General features: G+C 67.7%; 13 protein-coding genes. 5 read left to right on the top strand and 8 right to left on the bottom strand.

Annotated elements, in window-relative coordinates; genetic code table 11:
- Positions 1-9 precede the first annotated feature (9 nt).
- Together ACLB1G_RS04965 and ACLB1G_RS04960 are read left to right on the top strand one after the other, a co-directional pair.
- Positions 10-3,147 (top strand): CusA/CzcA family heavy metal efflux RND transporter, encoded by a 3,138-nt coding sequence (locus tag ACLB1G_RS04965; protein ID WP_491626081.1) that lies wholly within the window; start codon positions 10-12, stop codon positions 3,145-3,147.
- Between the two features lie 221 nt (positions 3,148-3,368).
- The gene (locus ACLB1G_RS04960) at positions 3,369-3,923 is read left to right on the top strand and encodes a UPF0149 family protein (protein ID WP_491626080.1); all 555 of its coding nucleotides are present in this window, start codon (positions 3,369-3,371) and stop codon (positions 3,921-3,923) included.
- Between the two features lie 128 nt (positions 3,924-4,051).
- Here the strand turns inward: ACLB1G_RS04960 and ACLB1G_RS04955 are convergent, their stop codons facing one another.
- Complete coding sequence (locus ACLB1G_RS04955) at positions 4,052-4,654, bottom strand: hypothetical protein (RefSeq protein ID WP_491626079.1); 603 nt, start codon at positions 4,652-4,654, stop codon at positions 4,052-4,054.
- Between the two features lie 177 nt (positions 4,655-4,831).
- Positions 4,832-5,962 (bottom strand): endo-1,4-beta-xylanase, encoded by a 1,131-nt coding sequence (locus ACLB1G_RS04950; protein WP_491626078.1) that lies wholly within the window; start codon positions 5,960-5,962, stop codon positions 4,832-4,834.
- A 130-nt stretch (positions 5,963-6,092) separates the two neighbouring features.
- Between ACLB1G_RS04950 and ACLB1G_RS04945 the strand changes: the two genes are divergently transcribed.
- A complete protein-coding gene (locus ACLB1G_RS04945) occupies positions 6,093-6,971 on the top strand; it encodes a hypothetical protein (RefSeq protein WP_491626077.1) in 879 nt (292 codons plus the stop codon).
- Between the two features lie 4 nt (positions 6,972-6,975).
- Here the strand turns inward: ACLB1G_RS04945 and ACLB1G_RS04940 are convergent, their stop codons facing one another.
- Positions 6,976-8,184 carry a glycoside hydrolase family 30 protein gene (locus tag ACLB1G_RS04940; protein WP_491626076.1) on the bottom strand — a complete coding sequence of 403 codons (1,209 nt, stop codon included), beginning with the start codon at positions 8,182-8,184 and terminating at the stop codon, positions 6,976-6,978.
- A gap of 291 nt (positions 8,185-8,475) precedes the next feature.
- Here ACLB1G_RS04940 and ACLB1G_RS04935 point away from each other — a divergent pair, with 291 nt between their 5' ends.
- Complete coding sequence (locus ACLB1G_RS04935) at positions 8,476-8,979, top strand: MarR family transcriptional regulator (RefSeq protein ID WP_491626075.1); 504 nt, start codon at positions 8,476-8,478, stop codon at positions 8,977-8,979.
- A 9-nt stretch (positions 8,980-8,988) separates the two neighbouring features.
- On the opposite strand, the gene metE is transcribed toward ACLB1G_RS04935, so the two are convergent.
- On the bottom strand, positions 8,989-11,280 hold the full coding sequence (gene metE / locus ACLB1G_RS04930) for a 5-methyltetrahydropteroyltriglutamate--homocysteine S-methyltransferase (protein ID WP_491626074.1): 2,292 nt from the start codon (positions 11,278-11,280) through the stop codon (positions 8,989-8,991).
- Between the two features lie 98 nt (positions 11,281-11,378).
- Here metE and ACLB1G_RS04925 point away from each other — a divergent pair, with 98 nt between their 5' ends.
- Entirely contained in the window at positions 11,379-12,272 is an 894-nt protein-coding gene (locus ACLB1G_RS04925; protein ID WP_491626073.1) for a LysR family transcriptional regulator, read from the top strand.
- Positions 12,273-12,288: 16 nt separating this feature from the next.
- On the opposite strand, the gene dgoD is transcribed toward ACLB1G_RS04925, so the two are convergent.
- The 4 genes from dgoD to ACLB1G_RS04905 all read right to left on the bottom strand — a co-directional run bounded on the left by dgoD (position 12,289) and on the right by ACLB1G_RS04905 (position 16,667).
- On the bottom strand, positions 12,289-13,437 hold the full coding sequence (gene dgoD, locus ACLB1G_RS04920) for a galactonate dehydratase (RefSeq protein WP_491626072.1): 1,149 nt from the start codon (positions 13,435-13,437) through the stop codon (positions 12,289-12,291).
- 30 nt (positions 13,438-13,467) lie between these two features.
- The gene (locus ACLB1G_RS04915) at positions 13,468-14,886 is read right to left on the bottom strand and encodes a sugar porter family MFS transporter (RefSeq protein ID WP_491626071.1); all 1,419 of its coding nucleotides are present in this window, start codon (positions 14,884-14,886) and stop codon (positions 13,468-13,470) included.
- On the bottom strand, positions 14,883-15,611 hold the full coding sequence (locus ACLB1G_RS04910; RefSeq protein WP_491626070.1) for an SDR family NAD(P)-dependent oxidoreductase: 729 nt from the start codon (positions 15,609-15,611) through the stop codon (positions 14,883-14,885). The genes ACLB1G_RS04915 and ACLB1G_RS04910 overlap by 4 nt, the downstream gene beginning before the upstream one ends.
- An 84-nt stretch (positions 15,612-15,695) precedes the next feature.
- A complete protein-coding gene (locus ACLB1G_RS04905; RefSeq protein ID WP_491626069.1) occupies positions 15,696-16,667 on the bottom strand; it encodes a LysR family transcriptional regulator in 972 nt (323 codons plus the stop codon).
- Between the last annotated feature and the right edge of the window lie 104 nt (positions 16,668-16,771).

Genomic DNA, 16,771 nt, shown 5'->3' with positions numbered 1-16,771 from the left:
AGCGCGGCCATGTTTGAACGCATCATACAATTTGCCATCCGCCAGCGCTGGCTGGTGATGCTGGCGGCGCTGGCCCTGGCCGGCGCCGGCATCGCCAGCTACCACAGGCTGGCCATCGACGCGGTGCCGGACATCACCAACGTCCAGGTCCAGGTCAATACCGGCGCGCCCGGCTATGCGCCGCTGGAAGTCGAGCAGCGCATCACCTACCCCATCGAGACGGCGATGGCGGGCCTGCCCGGGCTGGAACAAACCCGCTCGTTGTCGCGCTACGGCCTGTCGCAGGTGACGGTGATCTTCAAGGACGGCACCGACCTCCACTTCGCGCGCCAGCTGGTCAACCAGCGCATCCAGGAGGCGCGCGACCGGCTGCCGCCCGGCGTGGCGCCAGCCATGGGGCCGATTTCCACCGGCCTGGGCGAAATCTACCTGTGGACGGTGGAAAGCGAGCCTGGCGCGCGCAAGGCGGACGGCACGCCCTACACGCCCACCGACCTGCGCCAGATACAGGACTGGATCATCAAGCCGCAGCTGCGCCAGGTAGCGGGTGTGGCCGAGATCAATACCATAGGCGGCTACGCCAAGGAGTACCACATCACGCCGGACCCGCTGAAACTGAGCGCGCATGGCCTCACCCTGGCCGACGTGGTGAGCGCCGTGGAACGCAACAACGGCAACGTGGGCGCCGGCTACATCGAGCGGCGCGGCGAGCAGTTCCTGGTGCGCGCACCAGGCCAGCTGCACACGCTGGACGATATCCGCAACACCATCCTGTCCAACGTGCAGGGCGTGCCTGTCCGCATCCGCGACGTGGCGCAGGTCGACCTGGGCCGCGAACTGCGCACCGGCGCCGCCACCGAGAACGGCCGCGAGGTGGTGCTGGGCACGGTGTTCATGCTGGTCGGCGAGAACAGCCGCACGGTGGCGCGGGCGGTGGCGCAACGCCTGGTGGAGGTGAACCGCACGCTGCCGCCCGGCGTGAAGGCGGTGCCGGTGTACGACCGCACGGTATTGGTCGACAGGGCCATCGTCACGGTCAGGAACAACCTGCTGGAAGGCGCGGCGCTGGTGGTGGCCGTGCTGTTCCTGTTCCTGGGGAATCTGCGCGCCGCCCTCATCACCGCCATGGTGATCCCGCTGTCCATGCTGTTCACCTTCACCGGCATGGTGTCCTACCGGGTCAGCGCCAACCTGGTCAGCCTGGGCGCGCTGGACTTCGGCATCATCGTCGACGGCGCCGTGGTCATCGTCGAGAACTGCGTGCGGCGCCTGGCGCACGCCCAGCAGCGCCTGGGCCGCCCGCTCGATCTGCCCGAGCGCCAGGCCGAGGTGTTCGAGGCCGCGCGCGAGGCCCGCCGTCCGCTGCTGTACGGCCAGCTGATCATCATGGTGGTCTACCTGCCCATCTTCGCGCTGACCGGCGTGGAAGGCAAGATGTTCCACCCCATGGCGTTTGCCGTGCTGGCGGCGCTGCTGGGCGCCATGCTGCTGTCCCTGACCTTCGTCCCGGCCGCCGTGGCCCTGTTCATCGGCCGGCGCGTGGCGGAGCGGGAAGGCCGCCTGATGGCCATGGCCAGGCAGGTCTACGCGCCGCTGCTGGAATGGACCATGCGCCATGCCGCCCCGGTGCTGGCCGGCGCGGCGGTGCTGGCCGTGCTGTGCGGCCTGCTCGCTACCCGCCTGGGCAGCGAGTTCGCCCCCAGCCTCAACGAAGGCGACATCACCATCCAGGCCTTGCGCATCCCCGGCACCAGCCTGACGCAGTCGCTGGAGATGCAGCAGCGGCTGGAGGCCGGACTCAAGACCCGCTTCCCCGAGATCGAACGCATCTTCGCCCGCACCGGCACGGCCGAAATCGCGTCCGACCCGATGCCGCCCAATATCTCGGACGGCTACATCATGTTCAAGCCGGAAGCGGCCTGGCCCCAGCCCAGGAAAACACGCGAGCAGCTGATCGCGCAGATCAAGGAGGAAGCGGAAAAGTATCCGGGCAACGCCTACGAATTCTCGCAGCCCATCCAGCTGCGCTTCAACGAGCTGATCTCCGGCGTGCGCAGCGACGTGGCCGTCAAGCTGTACGGCGACGACATGCAGGTGCTGCAGGATACCGGCAGGAAGATCGCCGCCGTCCTGCAGCGCGTGCCCGGCGCCACCGAAGTGAAGGTAGAGCAGGCCGGCGGACTGCCCATGCTGACGGTGCAGATAGACCGCGAACGGACGGCCCGCTATGGCCTGAACATCGCCGAGGTGCAGGAAGCGCTGGCGATTGCCACCGGCGGCCGCGAAGCCGGGGCCTTGTACGAGGGCGACCGCCGCCACGCCATCATGGTGCGCCTGCCGGAAGACCTGCGCGCCGACCTGGAGGCATTGCGCCGCCTGCCGATCGCGCTGCCGTCCCGGGGCGCCAGCGCGCCCGCCTTCATCCCGCTGGCCGAGGTGGCGGCGCTGGACTTCACGCCCGGCCCCAACCAGGTCAGCCGCGAGAACGGCAAGCGCCGCATCGTGGTCAGCGCCAATGTGGCGGGCCGCGACCTGGGCGGCTTCGTCGGTGAGGCCACACAGGCCATCGCCGCTGCGGTGCGCATCCCGCCCGGCTACTGGACCGCCTGGGGCGGCGCCTATGAACAGCTGCAGTCGGCGGCGTCGCGCCTGCAAGTGGTGGTGCCGCTGGCCCTGTTCCTGGTGTTCACCCTGCTGTACGCCATGTTCGGCAACGCCAGGGATGGCCTGCTGGTGTTTACCGGGATCCCGTTCGCGCTGACCGGCGGCATCCTGGCGCTGGCCTTGCGCGGTATTCCGCTGTCGATATCGGCGGCGGTTGGTTTCATCGCGCTATCCGGGGTGGCGGTGCTGAACGGACTGGTGCTGGTGTCCACCATACGCACCCTGCGCGCGGACGGCATGGGGCTGGAACAGGCCATCGGCGCCGGCGCCCTGGCGCGCCTGCGGCCGGTGCTGATGACGGCGCTGGTGGCCGCGCTGGGCTTCGTGCCCATGGCGCTGGCCACCGGGACGGGCGCCGAGGTGCAGCGGCCGCTGGCCACGGTGGTCATCGGCGGCATCCTGTCCTCCACCGTGCTGACGCTGCTGGTATTGCCGCTGCTGTACCGGCTGGCGCACCGGGGCGCCGGGGCCAGAGGAGGCTGAATCGATCAATTCCGTGAGTATTTCGACAGGACTGGACTTTTTTCCACGGAAAACCCCCGCGCGGCACGTCATAGTAAGTGTGCCGGGGGGCACATGCAGCACCGGATCGGCGCCCGCCACTCCTTCGTCGGGAGGCCGATTCCTCTCCTTGCCCGCGTGCCCAGGCACGCGGGATTTTTTTTTGGCGGGTACAATGCCGGTTTTTCCTCCGGACCCGCGCCATGAGCACCGCCCCCCTGAACGACCACGAATACGAGCAACTCGACGACCTGCTGGCCGCCATGGGCGCGGACGCCATGGACGTCTCCCGCCTGGAGGGCTACCTGACCGCCCTGGTGGCGGGGCCGGCCCAGCCGCCGCAGGACGCCTGGCTGCCCCTGGTCTGGGGCGGCGCCGACGCCAGCGACAGCACCAGCACTGCTGCGGCGCTGGTGCTGCGTCACCACGCCTACATGCAGGCCTGGCTGAAAAAGGATCCCGGCAGCTTCGAACCCATCTACGAATGCGGCGGCTCCTGGACCGCCGAGGCCTGGGCCGATGGCTTTTTGCAGGGCGTGGCGCTGGACCCGCAAGCTTGGGCCAGGCTGCGCGCCAGCGAGCCGGCCCTGCTGCTGCCCTTCCAGCGCGAGGGCGCCAGCTGGGCCGAAAAAATCCCGCCGGCCGTGATCGCCATCAACGCCTTCTGGCACGCGCCGCAGCCCAGGGCCGCCAAGGTCGGGCGCAACGATCCCTGTCCATGCGGCAGCGGCAAGAAGCACAAGAAGTGCTGCGGCTAAGTCAAGCAAAAGGCGACGTGCACACGTCAGCAAGGGACATGACCGCTAGCCCGGCTAGCGGAGGGTTTCACGACGGTTACGCTCTTTCGATTGCCCGGCGGGTGGCGTAAGAGCAGCTTGGTTCCGCATCACAGCGGAATTTGCTCCTGCGATTTCATCAATATTTCTGCGCGACAAATTTTCACTGCGGCGCTCAAACTAAGCCAGGAGCATGGCCCAAACACGGCCAAGCAGGACACCAGGTCGAGCGCGAGCCTCCCGCCACGCACGCCTGTCACCGGGGCAAATAGCCATGCTGAAAATGCGCCCACCGTAGAAATGAAGTAGGCGGCGAAGTAAACCCCTTTGCGCCATCTGCGTTGCCATAGTTTGCTGTAACGGGGACGAAAAACAAGGCGTCGACTATCCCCTTCCTTCACCAGTTTCAGGTAAGGCCTGCCGAGCAAGAAGTTGCGCAAGGCGCGCACCGGCGACGTAAAAGTGAGGATATAGGCGACCTCGTCTGGCTCGACGTCACGGTGGTTGGCGAGCGCCTGATATCCGATTTGCCTGACATAAGGATGCATATCAGGCTGGTCAGCGAGATCTTTCAGAAAATCCCTCGCGTATTGGTATTCGTCGCGCGACTGTCCTTTGCGCCCCAGCCATAAATTAAACAACGCCGGCGCAAGGCCGATGGCGCCTATCACGATGGGCATGAATCTAAGAATCAGGTCAATTTCCACTGGCATGACAGGCTCCGCTCTCGTGATCGTTGGCAAGATGACGATAACTTCACTGAAACTGTATATAAACACAGTGTCAGAGCTTGCGCAAGCAAAACACGAAGGCGCGTGTTCAGCCCAACGGCTGCCAGGGCGGCCGGCCCAGCCAGACCAAGGCCACGCGCTCCCAAGGCGCGCCAGCCCCTAAGCCGTGCGCGGCGGCGCCGCCCGCAGCGCGGCGGCGATGGCCTCGCGCATGGGCTTGGCGTTGAGCTGGGCGTCGTAGGGACAGGGCCGGGTCGCCAGGCCGTCCGTGCGCGGCGCCTCGTGCCAGTTCTGCAGCCAGCTGATATGGTCGGCCATGCCCCACACCAGCACGTCCTTGAGCACCGGGTAGGACAGGGTCACGTCCAGGTAATCGCGGGTGGCGGCCGCCACGCCGGCATCGCGCACGGCGATATCGCCAGGCAGGCGGCGGTCGTTGACGTCGAACTCGGTGACCAGCAGGCCGTAGCCCATGCCCGTCACCTGGTCCAGGAAGCGCCGCCATTGCGTCAGGTCGGCCTTGCCCTCGTCCCAGGAACCGATATGGCTCTGGATGCCCAGCGCGTGCACCGGGGCGCCCTGGCGGCGCAGCTGCTCCAGCAGGCGCAGCACGCCCTCGCGGTGCTTGGCGCTGCCGGTATCGGGGCGCATGTAGTCGTTGTAGACCAGCTCCGCATGCGGCGCGTATTCGGCGGCCAGGCGGAACGCCAGCGCGATCTGTTCGACGGCGCCCAGCGGCCGCGTCAGCGCATTGGCGCGCAACTGGCCGTCGGCCGGATCGACAGCCTCGTTCACCACGTCCCAGCTGGCGATCTGCTTGCCATAATGGCCGCACACCCCGCGCACGTGGGCGCGCATCAGCTGCTCCGCCGCCTGGCGCGGCTGGGCGCCGAAATCCTCGTGCGCCAGCCAGCCCGGCTGCCATTTCTCGGCCTGCCAGAACAGGTTATGTCCACGCATGGCAATGCCCTGCTGCGCGGCCCAGGCCAGCATTTCGTCGGCCGGGCCGTAGCGCGGCTGGCCGCGCTGCGGTTCCAGCGCCGGCCACTTCATCTCGTTCTCGGCCACGATCACATTGCACTCGCGCGCCACCAGGGCGCGGTAGGCCGGGTCGCCGAACTGGCGCGCGCCGTGCCCGAGGGCGGTGCCGAAGCGCATGCCCTTGCGGGCGGCGATGTCGCGCAGCGCTTCCGACGGCGCCGCCCCGCCTGAGGCCCCGGCCGCCGCCCAGGCCCGCGGCAACAGGCCGGCGGTGGCGATGGCTCCCAGTACATTACGCCGTGTGACCATGGTGTCTCCTTGTTTATGAAAGCATAAATGATGAAAGCGCAAATGGTAGCGCAATCTTTTCATTTTGTGTACCGAATATTTACGCCCTATAATGCGCATTGATTGCGCAAACATCATTGTCGGAGGGAGCATGGAATTGCGGATGCGCGTAACAGCGGCGGGAATGGCGGCGGCGGCCCTGGCCGGGGCCTGGCTATGGCAGGATGGCGGTGCGCCGCCGCAGGAACCGCAGCCGTCCCTGGCGTCCGCCACCGGCGCACCAGCGGACGCTGCCGCGCAGCGGCAGGCGCCGGCGGTGGGGCCCGGCTGCGACACTCCCGGGCTGTTCAGCGCCACCTCCCCCGGCGGACCGGGGGAGGAAGCGCCGGACGCCGCCACCGCGCAACTGGCCTACACGGCGCCGCACACCCTGGCGCAGCGCGCCCATGCCGAGCCGGCCGCCGCCATCGCGCTGTACGACATGCTGTCCTATTGCGCTTCCATGCCGGACCGCGACGCCGGGCCGGCGCCCGCCGCACCGTTGCGCGCAGCGCGCATGCCGGCCTGCCCAGCCATCGATCCCGCCACCCTGGTACGGCGCCACCCGGTGGAACTGCTGCAGCAGGCAGCCGCGCTGGGTTCCATCGCCGCCCAGGCCAGGCTGCTGGACCAGGCGCCGGCCGTGGCGGAGGAATTCCGCCAGTCGGAAACCGAGGATGGCCAGGCTTATGCACGCCAGCTGATGGCGGCGGCCGAACGCCACGGCGTGGACGCCGCCCGCGCCGGCAGCCTGCAAGCCATGCGCCTGATGAGCGCCGCCTACGCATCCGGCCAGTTCGGCGCGCCCGATCCGCTGCGCGCCTACCTGTACGCCCTGCCGCTGCAGGCAGCGGGCAGCGACGCCGACCGCCAGCGCCTGGCCCGGCTGGGCGAGAGCCTGGGAGCGGCCGGACGCCAGGCCGCCAGCCGGCAGGCCTACGGCTGCCAGCCCGCCGCCGCCGGCTCGGTGCTGGCCAGTCCGTTCCGCTGATGCCTTATGGGCTGACGAAGGTGTTGACGCTGCCCGGATCGATGTAGGCGGTGGCGACCCCGCCGCTCACCGTGTACTGGCCCGCGTACTCATTGCTGGCGCTGGACGAGGTGCGGGTCTTCTGCAGCGAGGCCGGCGCGCCGCTGCTGAAGGTCAGCTGCAGCTGGCGTTGCGCCGTGCCGGTGTTGATGGCTACCACCACGATCTTGCCGCTGCTGTTCTTGTAGGCCGTCACATACACGTCCGGATACGGATTGACGGTGGCGGCGATGCGGGTGTAGCCCGGCCGCACGTACTTGGCGTACTGCGACATGATGTAGCCGCGCTTGCTCACCAGCCCATCCTCCGTCATCAGGCCGTAGGAGCGGCGGATGTACCACCACACGTAGGCGTTGTACTTGGCCACCATGCTGTTGTGGATTTCCAGCGCCACCGGCAGGGCCGCGGTCCAGTTGTTGGCGTCCGTGTTGTCGGTGTAGTGCTCGGTCATCCACACCTCCTTGCCCTTGGTCCCGGCCAGCACGTATTCCGACGGCGCCACGCCGTACAGGTGGCCGGCAATGATGTCCACATGCGGCGCGGCGCCGCTGTCGTTCAGGATGGGGTTGGCCAGGTTCTTGTCGGAGCGCAGCGATTCCGGCGCCATCACCTTGAGCGAGCCGAAACGCGAGCCCTGGCCGGACAGGAAGCTGATGAACTGGGCCGAGGTCCAGCTGCAGCCCTCGTAGTCCGGGTCCCAATCCGGCTCGTTCTGGATCGAGATGCCGTACAGCGCCGCGCCATTGTTCTGCATGTAGGACGCGAAGTTGAGCAAATGGGTGGCGTAGTCGGCGTAGTAGGACGGGTTCAGGCTGCCGTGTATCAGGCTGCCGTTGGTCTTCATGCTGGCAGGCGGCGACCAGGGCGAGGCAAACAGGGTCACGCCCTTGGCCTTGGCCAGGGCCGCCGTCGGCACCTGGGTGTGCCAGTAGCTGCTGTCCGGCGAGATCCGCATGCGCATCACTGACAGGCCGATCTGCCCGGTCCCGGTGCCGAAGGCCGTGTCCACCTGGGCGGTCGTGAGGTCGGCAATCCAGTCTGGGCCGTTGAAGCCGCCGAAGCCGCGTATCACCTGGTAGGTGGTGGCGGGATTGATGGTTACCACCTGGGCGGCGGCCGGCCCTGCGGCCAACAGGGTGGCGCCCAACAGCATGGCGTACATGGTTTTTTTCATGGCTAGTCTCCTCTATCTCATTGTCGGAATGTTGCACCATGCTCGTATCAATCCATAACAAAGATTGTTAGCGCAACCAATACAGTCTAGCCAGCCGCGCGGGGTAGTGTCAACTTGTAAAGAAATAGTGTCCGAACGGCGAGACAGCGTGCCTACAGCGGCCCGCGCGCTCCAGGATGCGGCCCTCGGCAGGGGAAACCGTTCCAATCCGGCACGGCGCACTTTCTCCACCGGTAAGCCGCGCTGGCCCGTACAATGCCAGTTTCGCAAGCTAAACCGCCGTCCGCCCTTATGGAAGAAATATCGTCATTTGATCCCACGGAACAGCGCCTGGCCGTGACCGCCCAGCGCTATCCCGCGCTCCCCACCCAGCAAGTGGTTCTGAGCCGGCTGATCCGCCATGTGCAGAAGGCCATCCAGGACCAGGCCAACGCCTGCCTGCGCCAATGGGACCTGGTGCTGCCGGAGTACAACGTCCTGATGATGTTGTACGGCACGCCCGACCTCACCCTCAAGGCCTCGGCCCTGAGCGGCGCCTGCGGCGAGAAATCGGCCAACCTGACCCGGCTCACCAACGGCCTGGTGGAACGCGGCCTGATGGAACGCGGCGGCCAGGGCGCCGACCGGCGCGTGGTCTACCTGACGCTGACGCCGCAGGGCCTGGCCCTGCTGGAAGAATTGCTGCCGGCCATGTGCCAGCTGGTGGGCGTGCAGATGTCCCGGCTGGAGCCGGACGAGCAGCCGGTGCTGGAACGGCTGCTGAAGAAGGTTTTATCCGGGATCGAATCCGAGTAAGTTCCCCCCTCACGCCGCCAGGCGCAAGGCCTGGGCGGCGGCCACCATGTTGGCCAGCGCCGGGCGCACCTCGCTCCACTGGCGCGTCTTGAGGCCGCAGTCCGGATTCACCCACAGGCGCTCGGCCGGGATGCGCGCGGCGGCCTTGCGCATCAGCTGCACCATGTGCTCCTGGCTGGGAATGTTGGGCGAGTGGATATCGTACACGCCGGGACCGATCTGGTTCGGATAATTGAAATGGTCGAAGGCGTCCAGCAGCTCCATGTCCGAGCGCGAGGTCTCGATGGTGATCACGTCGGCGTCCATGTCCGCAATGGCGGCCATGATGTCGTTGAACTCCGAATAGCACATATGGGTGTGGATCTGGGTCTGGTCGCGCACCCCGTTGGCGGCGATGCGGAACGATTCCACGGCCCAGGCCAGGTACTGCGCCCACTGCGCCTTGCGTAGCGGCAGGCCTTCGCGCAGGGCAGCCTCGTCGATCTGGATCACGCGCACGCCGGCCCGCTCCAGGTCCAGCACCTCGCTGCGGATGGCCAGCGCCAGCTGGCGGCAGGACAGCTCGCGCGGCTGGTCGTCGCGCACGAAAGACCAGTTCAGCATGGTGACGGGGCCGGTCAGCATGCCCTTCATCGGCTTGCTGGTGAGCGATTGCGCATAGGCGCTCCACTCCACCGTCATGGCCGTAGGCCGGCTGATGTCGCCGTACAGGATGGGTGGCTTGACGCAGCGCGAACCGTAGGACTGCACCCATCCGGCCTGGCTGAAGGCATAGCCGTCCAGCTGTTCGCCGAAGTATTCCACCATGTCGTTGCGCTCGGCCTCGCCGTGCACCAGCACGTCCAGGCCCAGCGCTTCCTGTTCGCGCACGCTGCGCGCGATCTCTTCGCGCATGGCGGCGCGGTAGCCGGCGCCGTCCAGCTGGCCGGCCTTGTGGGCGCTGCGCGCCTGGCGGATCTCGGCCGTCTGCGGGAAGGAGCCTATGGTGGTGGTCGGATAGGCGGGCAGCTGCAGCAGGGCCGCCTGCACGGCCGCCCGCACCGCGTAGGCGCTGTGGCGCTGGCCCAGGCTTGCGTCGATGGCGGCCACCGCCTGCCGCACGGCCGGATTGTGCACGCGCGGCGAGGCGCGGCGCGCCGCCAGGGCGGCGGCGTTGGCCTCCAGTTCGGCCCGCACCGAATCGCGGCCGTGGCGCAGGGCGCGGGCCAGCAGCTGGAGCTCATCGAGCTTCTGCACCGCGAAGGCCAGCCAGGATTTGACCTCCGCATCCAGCGCCTGTTCGCTGTCCAGGTCCACCGGCACATGCAGCAGCGAGCACGATGGCGCGATCCACAGGCGGCTGCCCAGGCGCGCGGCCAGCGGCTCCAGCCAATCCAGCACGGCGCCCAAGTCGGTCTTCCAGATGTTGCGGCCATTGATCACGCCCAGCGACAGCACCTTGTAGTCGGGCAGCAGGTTGAGCAGCGGGCGGATGTCGTCCTGGCCGTTGACGGCGTCCAGGTGCAGCCCGGCCACCGGCAGGTTGGCCGCCAGGTACAGATTGTCCTGCAGCGGGCCGAAATAGGTCGCCAGCAGCAGCTTCACGCGGCAGGGCTTGAGCTGGTGGTAGGCCAGGTTGAAGGCATGCCGCCAGTCCTGGTCCAGCTCCGTCACCAGGATGGGTTCGTCGACCTGCACCCATTCCACGCCCTCGGCCGCCAGGGTATCGAGCAGCTGGGAATACACCGCCAGCAGGGCCGGCAGCAGGTCCAGCTTGTTACTGCCGTCCTTGGCCTTGCCCAAGGCCAGGTAAGTCACCGGGCCGACCAGCACAGGCTTGGCGCGGACGCCCTGCGCCCGCGCCTCGGCCAGCTGTGCCAGCAGGCGCGAGGCGTCCAGCCTGAATTCCGTGCCCGCCGTGAATTCCGGCACGATGTAGTGGTAGTTGGTGTCGAACCACTTGGTCATTTCGCCGGCTGCCACACCGCCGCAGCAGGCGTGGTGGGCGTCGGCGCCATGGACCGAGCGGCCGCGCGCCACGCGGAAGTAGTTGTCCAGCGGGTCGCCGTGGTAGCCCTGCACGCGCTGCGGCAGGTTGCCCAGGGTGAAGCTCAGGTCCAGCACCTGGTCGTAGAAGGAAAAGTCGCCCACCGGGACCAGGTCCAGGCCGGCCTGCTGCGCCCAGTGGCGCTGGCGCAGCTGGGCGCCCAGCGCCTGCAGCGCGTCGCGCGAGGACTCGCCCCGCCAGTAGGATTCCAGCGCGAACTTCAGTTCGCGGCGCGCGCCGATGCGGGGAAAGCCGAGATTGTGGATGGTGGTCATGCTGCACTCCTGTGTGTATGGTGCCTGCATGGTAAAGACAGCAAGTTATGAAGTAAAATGGTCTTTTCTCACACATCCATGAGCTGGATTCATCGATTATGCTGGAGCGCATCCACCTGGCCACCCTGGTCGAAGTCGAACGGCAAGGCTCGCTGACGGCCGCCGCCGAAGCCCTGCACCTGACCCAATCGGCCCTCAGCCACAGCATGCGCAAGCTGGAGCAGCAGCTGGGCACCCAGCTGTGGCTGCGCGAGGGACGCGGCCTGCGCCTGACCCAGGCCGGCCAGTACCTGCACGCGGTGGCGCAGCGCCTGATCCCGCAGCTGGACCTGGCCGAGCAGCGTTTGCGCCAGTTCGCCCAGGGCGAGCGCGGCACCCTGCGCATCGGCATGGAATGCCATCCCTGCTACCAGTGGCTGTTGAAGATCGTGTCCGGCTATCTGGCGGCCTGGCCGCTGGTGGATGTGGACGTCAAGCAGAAATTCCAGTTCGGCGGCATCGGCGCCCTGTTCGGCTACGAGATCGACCTGCTGGTCACGCCCGATCCCCTGCTCAAGCAGGGGCTGCGTTTCGAACCGGTGTTCGATTACGAGCAGGTGCTGGTGGTGCACAAGGACCATCCCTGGGCCGACCAGGAAGAAGTGCTGCCGCAGCAGCTGGGCGAGGAAACGCTGATCACCTATCCGGTGCCGCTGGAACGGCTGGACATCTACACCATGTTTCTGCTGCCGGCCAAGGTCGCGCCGCGCAAGCACAAGACCATAGAAACCACCGACATCATGCTGCAGATGGTGGCCAGCGGGCGCGGCGTGACGGCACTGCCCAAATGGCTGGTGACCGATTACGCGCCGCAGCTGCAGCTGCGCACCTTGCGGCTCGGCCCTGCGGGCATCCAGAAACACATCCACCTGGGCGCGCGCGAGGCCGACTATGACACCGATTACCTGCAGGCCTTCCTCGAGATGGCCCGCAGGACGGAAAGCTACAGCTAATACTGTAGCGCGGTTTTTACCACTCGGCGATGCTGCCGTCGGCGTGGCGCCACAGCGGGTTGCGCCAGTCGGTCACGCCCTGGCTGGCTTCCAGCACGCGCTGCTCGTCGATTTCCACGCCCAGGCCCGGCTTGGGCAGCGGCTGGATGTAGCCGTTGGTGAGCTTGAAGTCTTCCTTGTTCAGCACATAGTCCAGCACTTCGGCGCCCTTGTTGTAGTGGATGCCCATGGACTGTTCCTGGATCACGGCGTTGGGGGACACGAAGTCCACCGCCAGGCAGGAAGCCAGCGCCACCGGGCCCAGCGGGCAGTGCGGGGCCAGCGCCACGTCGTAGGCTTCGGCCATGCCGGCGATCTTCATGCACTCGGTGATGCCGCCCGCGTGCGACAGGTCGGGCTGCACGATGGCCAGGCCGCCGCGCTCGAACACGTGCTTGAACTCGAAGCGCGAGTACATGCGCTCGCCCGCCGCCAGCGGGATGGAGGTGCTGTCGGCCAGCGGACGGTAGTATTCGTACTGCTCGGCCAGCACCGGCTCTTCCACGAACAGGGGACGGAACTGCTCCAGCTCACGCAGCAGCGGCTTGGCCATGGGCATGGCCACGCGGCCGTGGAAGTCCAGGCCGAAGTCGATCTCGTTGCCGAAGGCGGCGCGGATTTCGCCGATGCGGTTGATCACCTTGTCGATGGCGCGCACGCTGTCGAGCATGAACAGCTCATCGGTGCCGTTCATCTTGAAGGTGTCGAAGCCGGCCTTGCGCAGCTGCTCGATGCCGGCAATGACGTCGGCCGGACGGTCGCCGCCCACCCAGCTGTAGGTCTTCATCTTGTCGCGCGCCAGGCCGCCCAGCAGCTGGTACACGGGCTGGCCCAGGACCTTGCCCTTGATGTCCCACAGCGCCTGGTCGATGCCGGCCATGGCGCTCATCAGGATGGCGCCGCCACGGTAGAAGCTGCCACGGTACATGGCGTTCCACAGGCCGGCGATATTGGCGGGGTCCTGGCCGATCAGCAGTTCAGACAGCTCGTCCACGGCGGTTTCCACGGTGCGGGCGCGGCCCTCGATCACGGGTTCGCCCCAGCCGGTCACGCCCTCGTCGGTTTCGATCTTGAGCAGCATCCAGCGCGGAGGCACACGGTAGGTGGTGAGTTTGGTGATTTTCATGGAAATCCTTGCAGTGTTAAGTTACAGGAGTTAATGCCAGCCGCGTTCGATCTCTTCCAGGCTCTTGCCACGCGTCTCGGGCAAGCGTCCGTACACAAACACGTATCCCGCCGCGCAGATCACAGCATACAGCCAGAACGTTGCGCCGGTCCCCATGATTCGATTGATCAGGGGAAAGCTGTAGGTCAGGAGGAAACAGGCCGCCCACAGGGCGGTGGTGGCCACGGCCATGCAGGCGCCGCGCGCCTCCTGGGGAAAAATCTCGGCCAGGGCGACCCAGGTCACCGGGGCCAGGGTCATGGCGTAGCAGGCAATGGCCAGCACCACCAGCAACAGCAGCGGCCAGCCCTGCCAGCCGGCCAGGTAGCAGGCGCCCAGCAGCACGTAAATCACGGCCAGGCCGGCGCAGCCCAGCAGCATCAGGCGGCGCCGGCCCCAGCGCTCCACCGTGTCCAGCGCCACCAGGGTGAAGGCGCAATTGACCACGCCCGTGATGACGATGTTGAACATGGTATCCGACACGGCATAGCCGGCCGAGGCGAAGATTTCTTGCGCATAGTTGAAGATGACGTTGATGCCGCACCACTGCTGCAGCACGGCCAGCGCCACGCCTATGCCCAGCACGCGCACGAAGCGCGGCTCGCGCAGCACCTCGCGCAGGCTGCGGCCGGCGCTGGCGCCCAGCGACTGGCGAATGGCGCCCAGCGCCGCGTCGGCATATTCAACGCCGCCAAGCCGGCGCAGCGCGTGCGACGCCGCCTCCCACTGGCCGCGCGCGGCCAGCCAGCGCGGGCTTTCCGGGATCAGCAAGCAGCCCAGCAGGAAGGCCACGGCCGGCACGGCGGCGGCGGCAAACATCCAGCGCCAGCCGGTGGCGCCATTCCAGGAAGCCGCGATGGCGGCGGCGCTGGCGCCTACCGGCACCGGCTCGGCAATCAGCCAGTTGACCACCTGCGCGCCCAGGATGCCCAGCACGATGGCGATCTGGTTCAAACACACCAGCTTGCCCCGGATCGCGGCCGGGGCGATCTCGGCAATGTAGAGAGGCGAGAGTCCGGAAGCCAGGCCGATGGCCACGCCGCCCAGCACGCGCCAGGCGACGAAGCTGCCCAGGCTGTGGGCCCAGCCCGTGCCCAGCGAGGACACGGCAAAAATCAGGGCCGCCACCAGCAGGCCGCGGCGGCGTCCCAGGCGCTCGCTGATCAGGCCGGACGCCAGCGCGCCGGCCAGGCAGCCGATCAGGGCGCAGCTCACGGCCCAGGCCTGTTGCGACGGATCGGTCAGCCCCAGCCAGGCTTCATAAAACGGCTTGGCGCCGCCTATCACCACCCAGTCGTAGCCGAACAGCAGCCCGCCCAGGGCGGACACGGCGGCCGCCAGCCACAGCGCGGCAGTGGACGCCGGGGCCGGGCCGTGATCGGGACCGCTTTGTTCGTGGGCGGCGATCACAGGCGCCCCATGCGGCCGCCGTCGGCCACGATGTCTTCGCCGGAAATGAAGGCGGCGCCGTCCGAGGACAGGAAATGCGCCAGCGCGGCGATGTCGGCCGGCTGGCCCACGTCTTCGGGATTGAGCTGCTCGGCGCCGGAACGGATGGTCGGGCTGGCGTGCAGCATGGGAGTGTCGATGGCGCCCGGCAGGATGGCGTTGACGCGTATGCCCAGCGGCTTGCCCTCGATGGCGGCCGAGCGGGTCAGGCTGACCAGGGCCGCCTTGGCCGCCGCGTACGGCGCCACCAGCGGCGAGGTGCGGCGCGCATGCACCGAGGCCACGTTGACCACGCTGCCGCCGCGCCCCATGTGGCGCAGGGCGTGGCCGGTGAACAGGGCGGCGCCGACCAGGTTGACGTCCAGCAGGCGGCGCCAGTCGGCCGCGTCCAGCTCGGCAATGGGCTTGTAGATCATGGCGCCGGCGATGTTGACGATCACGTCCAGGCGGCCGAAGGCGTCCAGGGCGCGCGCCACGGCGGCCGCCACCTGGGCCGCGTCGGCGATATCGGCCTGCAGGAACACGGCCTGGCTGGCGCCGGCCGCCAGCAGCTCGCGTTCCAGGCTGCCGTCGCCGGGCGCGGCGTCCACCAGCAACAAGGCGTCGCCGCTGGCGGCGTAAGCCAGCGCCGTGGCGCGGCCTATGCCGCCCAGCGCGCCGCTGATGATCACACTACGTGCCTGCATGGATGCCCCCGGACGAAAAGTACCGCCGGGCATCATACTAAAAATACAGCACTTGCAGATATGCTCTTTTGGCCTGGCAGAATCTCAAATTGGCATAGCTGCGCGCCCCTCCTCGCGCACGGTTTCACGTACCACGTCGCGCAGGCAATCGAGCATGGCCTGGGCCGCCGGCGAGGGCACATGGTTGCGGCGCGTGATGATGCCGTACACGTCCATCCGCAGGCCCAGCTCGAACGGCAGCACGGCCAGCAGGCCGGAATCGAGCTGGGTCTGCACCAGGGCTTCCGGCAGCGCCACCAGCATGTCGCTCTGGGCCAGCAACGCCAGGATCAGCGGCAGGCCCGAGGTTTCCAATGTGTCGGCCGGCGGGTCCAGGCCCTCGGAGACGAAGCGCGCCGTCAGGCGGTCGCGCAGGATGCTGCCGGCGGCCGGCACGATCCAGGACTGGCGCGCCAGCTCGGCCAGGTTGAGCGCGCCGCCGGCCAGCAGCGGGTGGCCGCTGCGCACGATGATGCGGTGCACCTCGTCGCTGATGGGCTCGAACTGCAGCGCCGGCACGCTTTCCGCATCCAGGATGCGGCCCAGCACCAGGTCCATCTGGCCATCCAGCAGGCGCTCGACCATGGCCTTGCTGGTGCCCAGGTCGACCACCAGGCTGGCGCCCTGGCAGCGCTGCTTGAAGCGCAGGATGGCGCGCGCCAGGATGCCGGTGGCGGGCGTGAGCACGCTGCCGATCTCGACCCGGCCGCTAAGCCCGGACAACACCTGGGCGATGTCGGCATGGGCCGCGTCCATCTCGGCCAGCGCCACGCCGGCGCGCCGTATCAGCATCTTGCCGGCCCAGGTGGGCACCACGCCGCGCGCCAGGCGCTCGAACAGCTCCACACCCAGCACATGTTCCAGTTCGCTGATCAGGCGCGAGGCGGCCGGCTGGGTCAGGCGCGCCGCCTTGGCCGCGTTGACGATGGTCTGGTGCCGTCCCAGTTCCACCAGCAGGACCAGGTGCCGCATCTTGAGGTGGGCGCGCACGACGCGGTCCGAATCGGGATTCTGCATATTGTTATAAGATTAAATTGCTCCATCCATTAGTGTAGTGCATCAGCATCAATTTCTTGATTATTTGCGCCGGGACTTATCCGCGCGGCGGCGCCAGCGGCCAC

This window comes from Duganella kummerowiae (genome assembly GCF_053572355.1).
This window is presented reverse-complemented; position numbering and strand designations above follow the sequence as displayed.

What these genes read in the sequence shown, in the direction of transcription:
- ACLB1G_RS04905 (WP_491626069.1), bottom strand. Translation starts at nt 16,667, where the DNA reads ATGCAGAATCCCGATTCGGACCGCGTCGTGCGCGCCCACCTCAAGATG.
- ACLB1G_RS04910 (WP_491626070.1), bottom strand. Translation starts at nt 15,611, where the DNA reads ATGCAGGCACGTAGTGTGATCATCAGCGGCGCGCTGGGCGGCATAGGC.
- dgoD (WP_491626072.1), bottom strand. Translation starts at nt 13,437, where the DNA reads ATGAAAATCACCAAACTCACCACCTACCGTGTGCCTCCGCGCTGGATG.
- ACLB1G_RS04955 (WP_491626079.1), bottom strand. Translation starts at nt 4,654, where the DNA reads ATGCCAGTGGAAATTGACCTGATTCTTAGATTCATGCCCATCGTGATA.
- metE (WP_491626074.1), bottom strand. Translation starts at nt 11,280, where the DNA reads ATGACCACCATCCACAATCTCGGCTTTCCCCGCATCGGCGCGCGCCGC.
- ACLB1G_RS04940 (WP_491626076.1), bottom strand. Translation starts at nt 8,184, where the DNA reads ATGAAAAAAACCATGTACGCCATGCTGTTGGGCGCCACCCTGTTGGCC.
- ACLB1G_RS04965 (WP_491626081.1), top strand. Translation starts at nt 10, where the DNA reads ATGTTTGAACGCATCATACAATTTGCCATCCGCCAGCGCTGGCTGGTG.
- ACLB1G_RS04935 (WP_491626075.1), top strand. Translation starts at nt 8,476, where the DNA reads ATGGAAGAAATATCGTCATTTGATCCCACGGAACAGCGCCTGGCCGTG.
- ACLB1G_RS04960 (WP_491626080.1), top strand. Translation starts at nt 3,369, where the DNA reads ATGAGCACCGCCCCCCTGAACGACCACGAATACGAGCAACTCGACGAC.
- ACLB1G_RS04925 (WP_491626073.1), top strand. Translation starts at nt 11,379, where the DNA reads ATGCTGGAGCGCATCCACCTGGCCACCCTGGTCGAAGTCGAACGGCAA.
- ACLB1G_RS04945 (WP_491626077.1), top strand. Translation starts at nt 6,093, where the DNA reads ATGGAATTGCGGATGCGCGTAACAGCGGCGGGAATGGCGGCGGCGGCC.
- ACLB1G_RS04950 (WP_491626078.1), bottom strand. Translation starts at nt 5,962, where the DNA reads ATGGTCACACGGCGTAATGTACTGGGAGCCATCGCCACCGCCGGCCTG.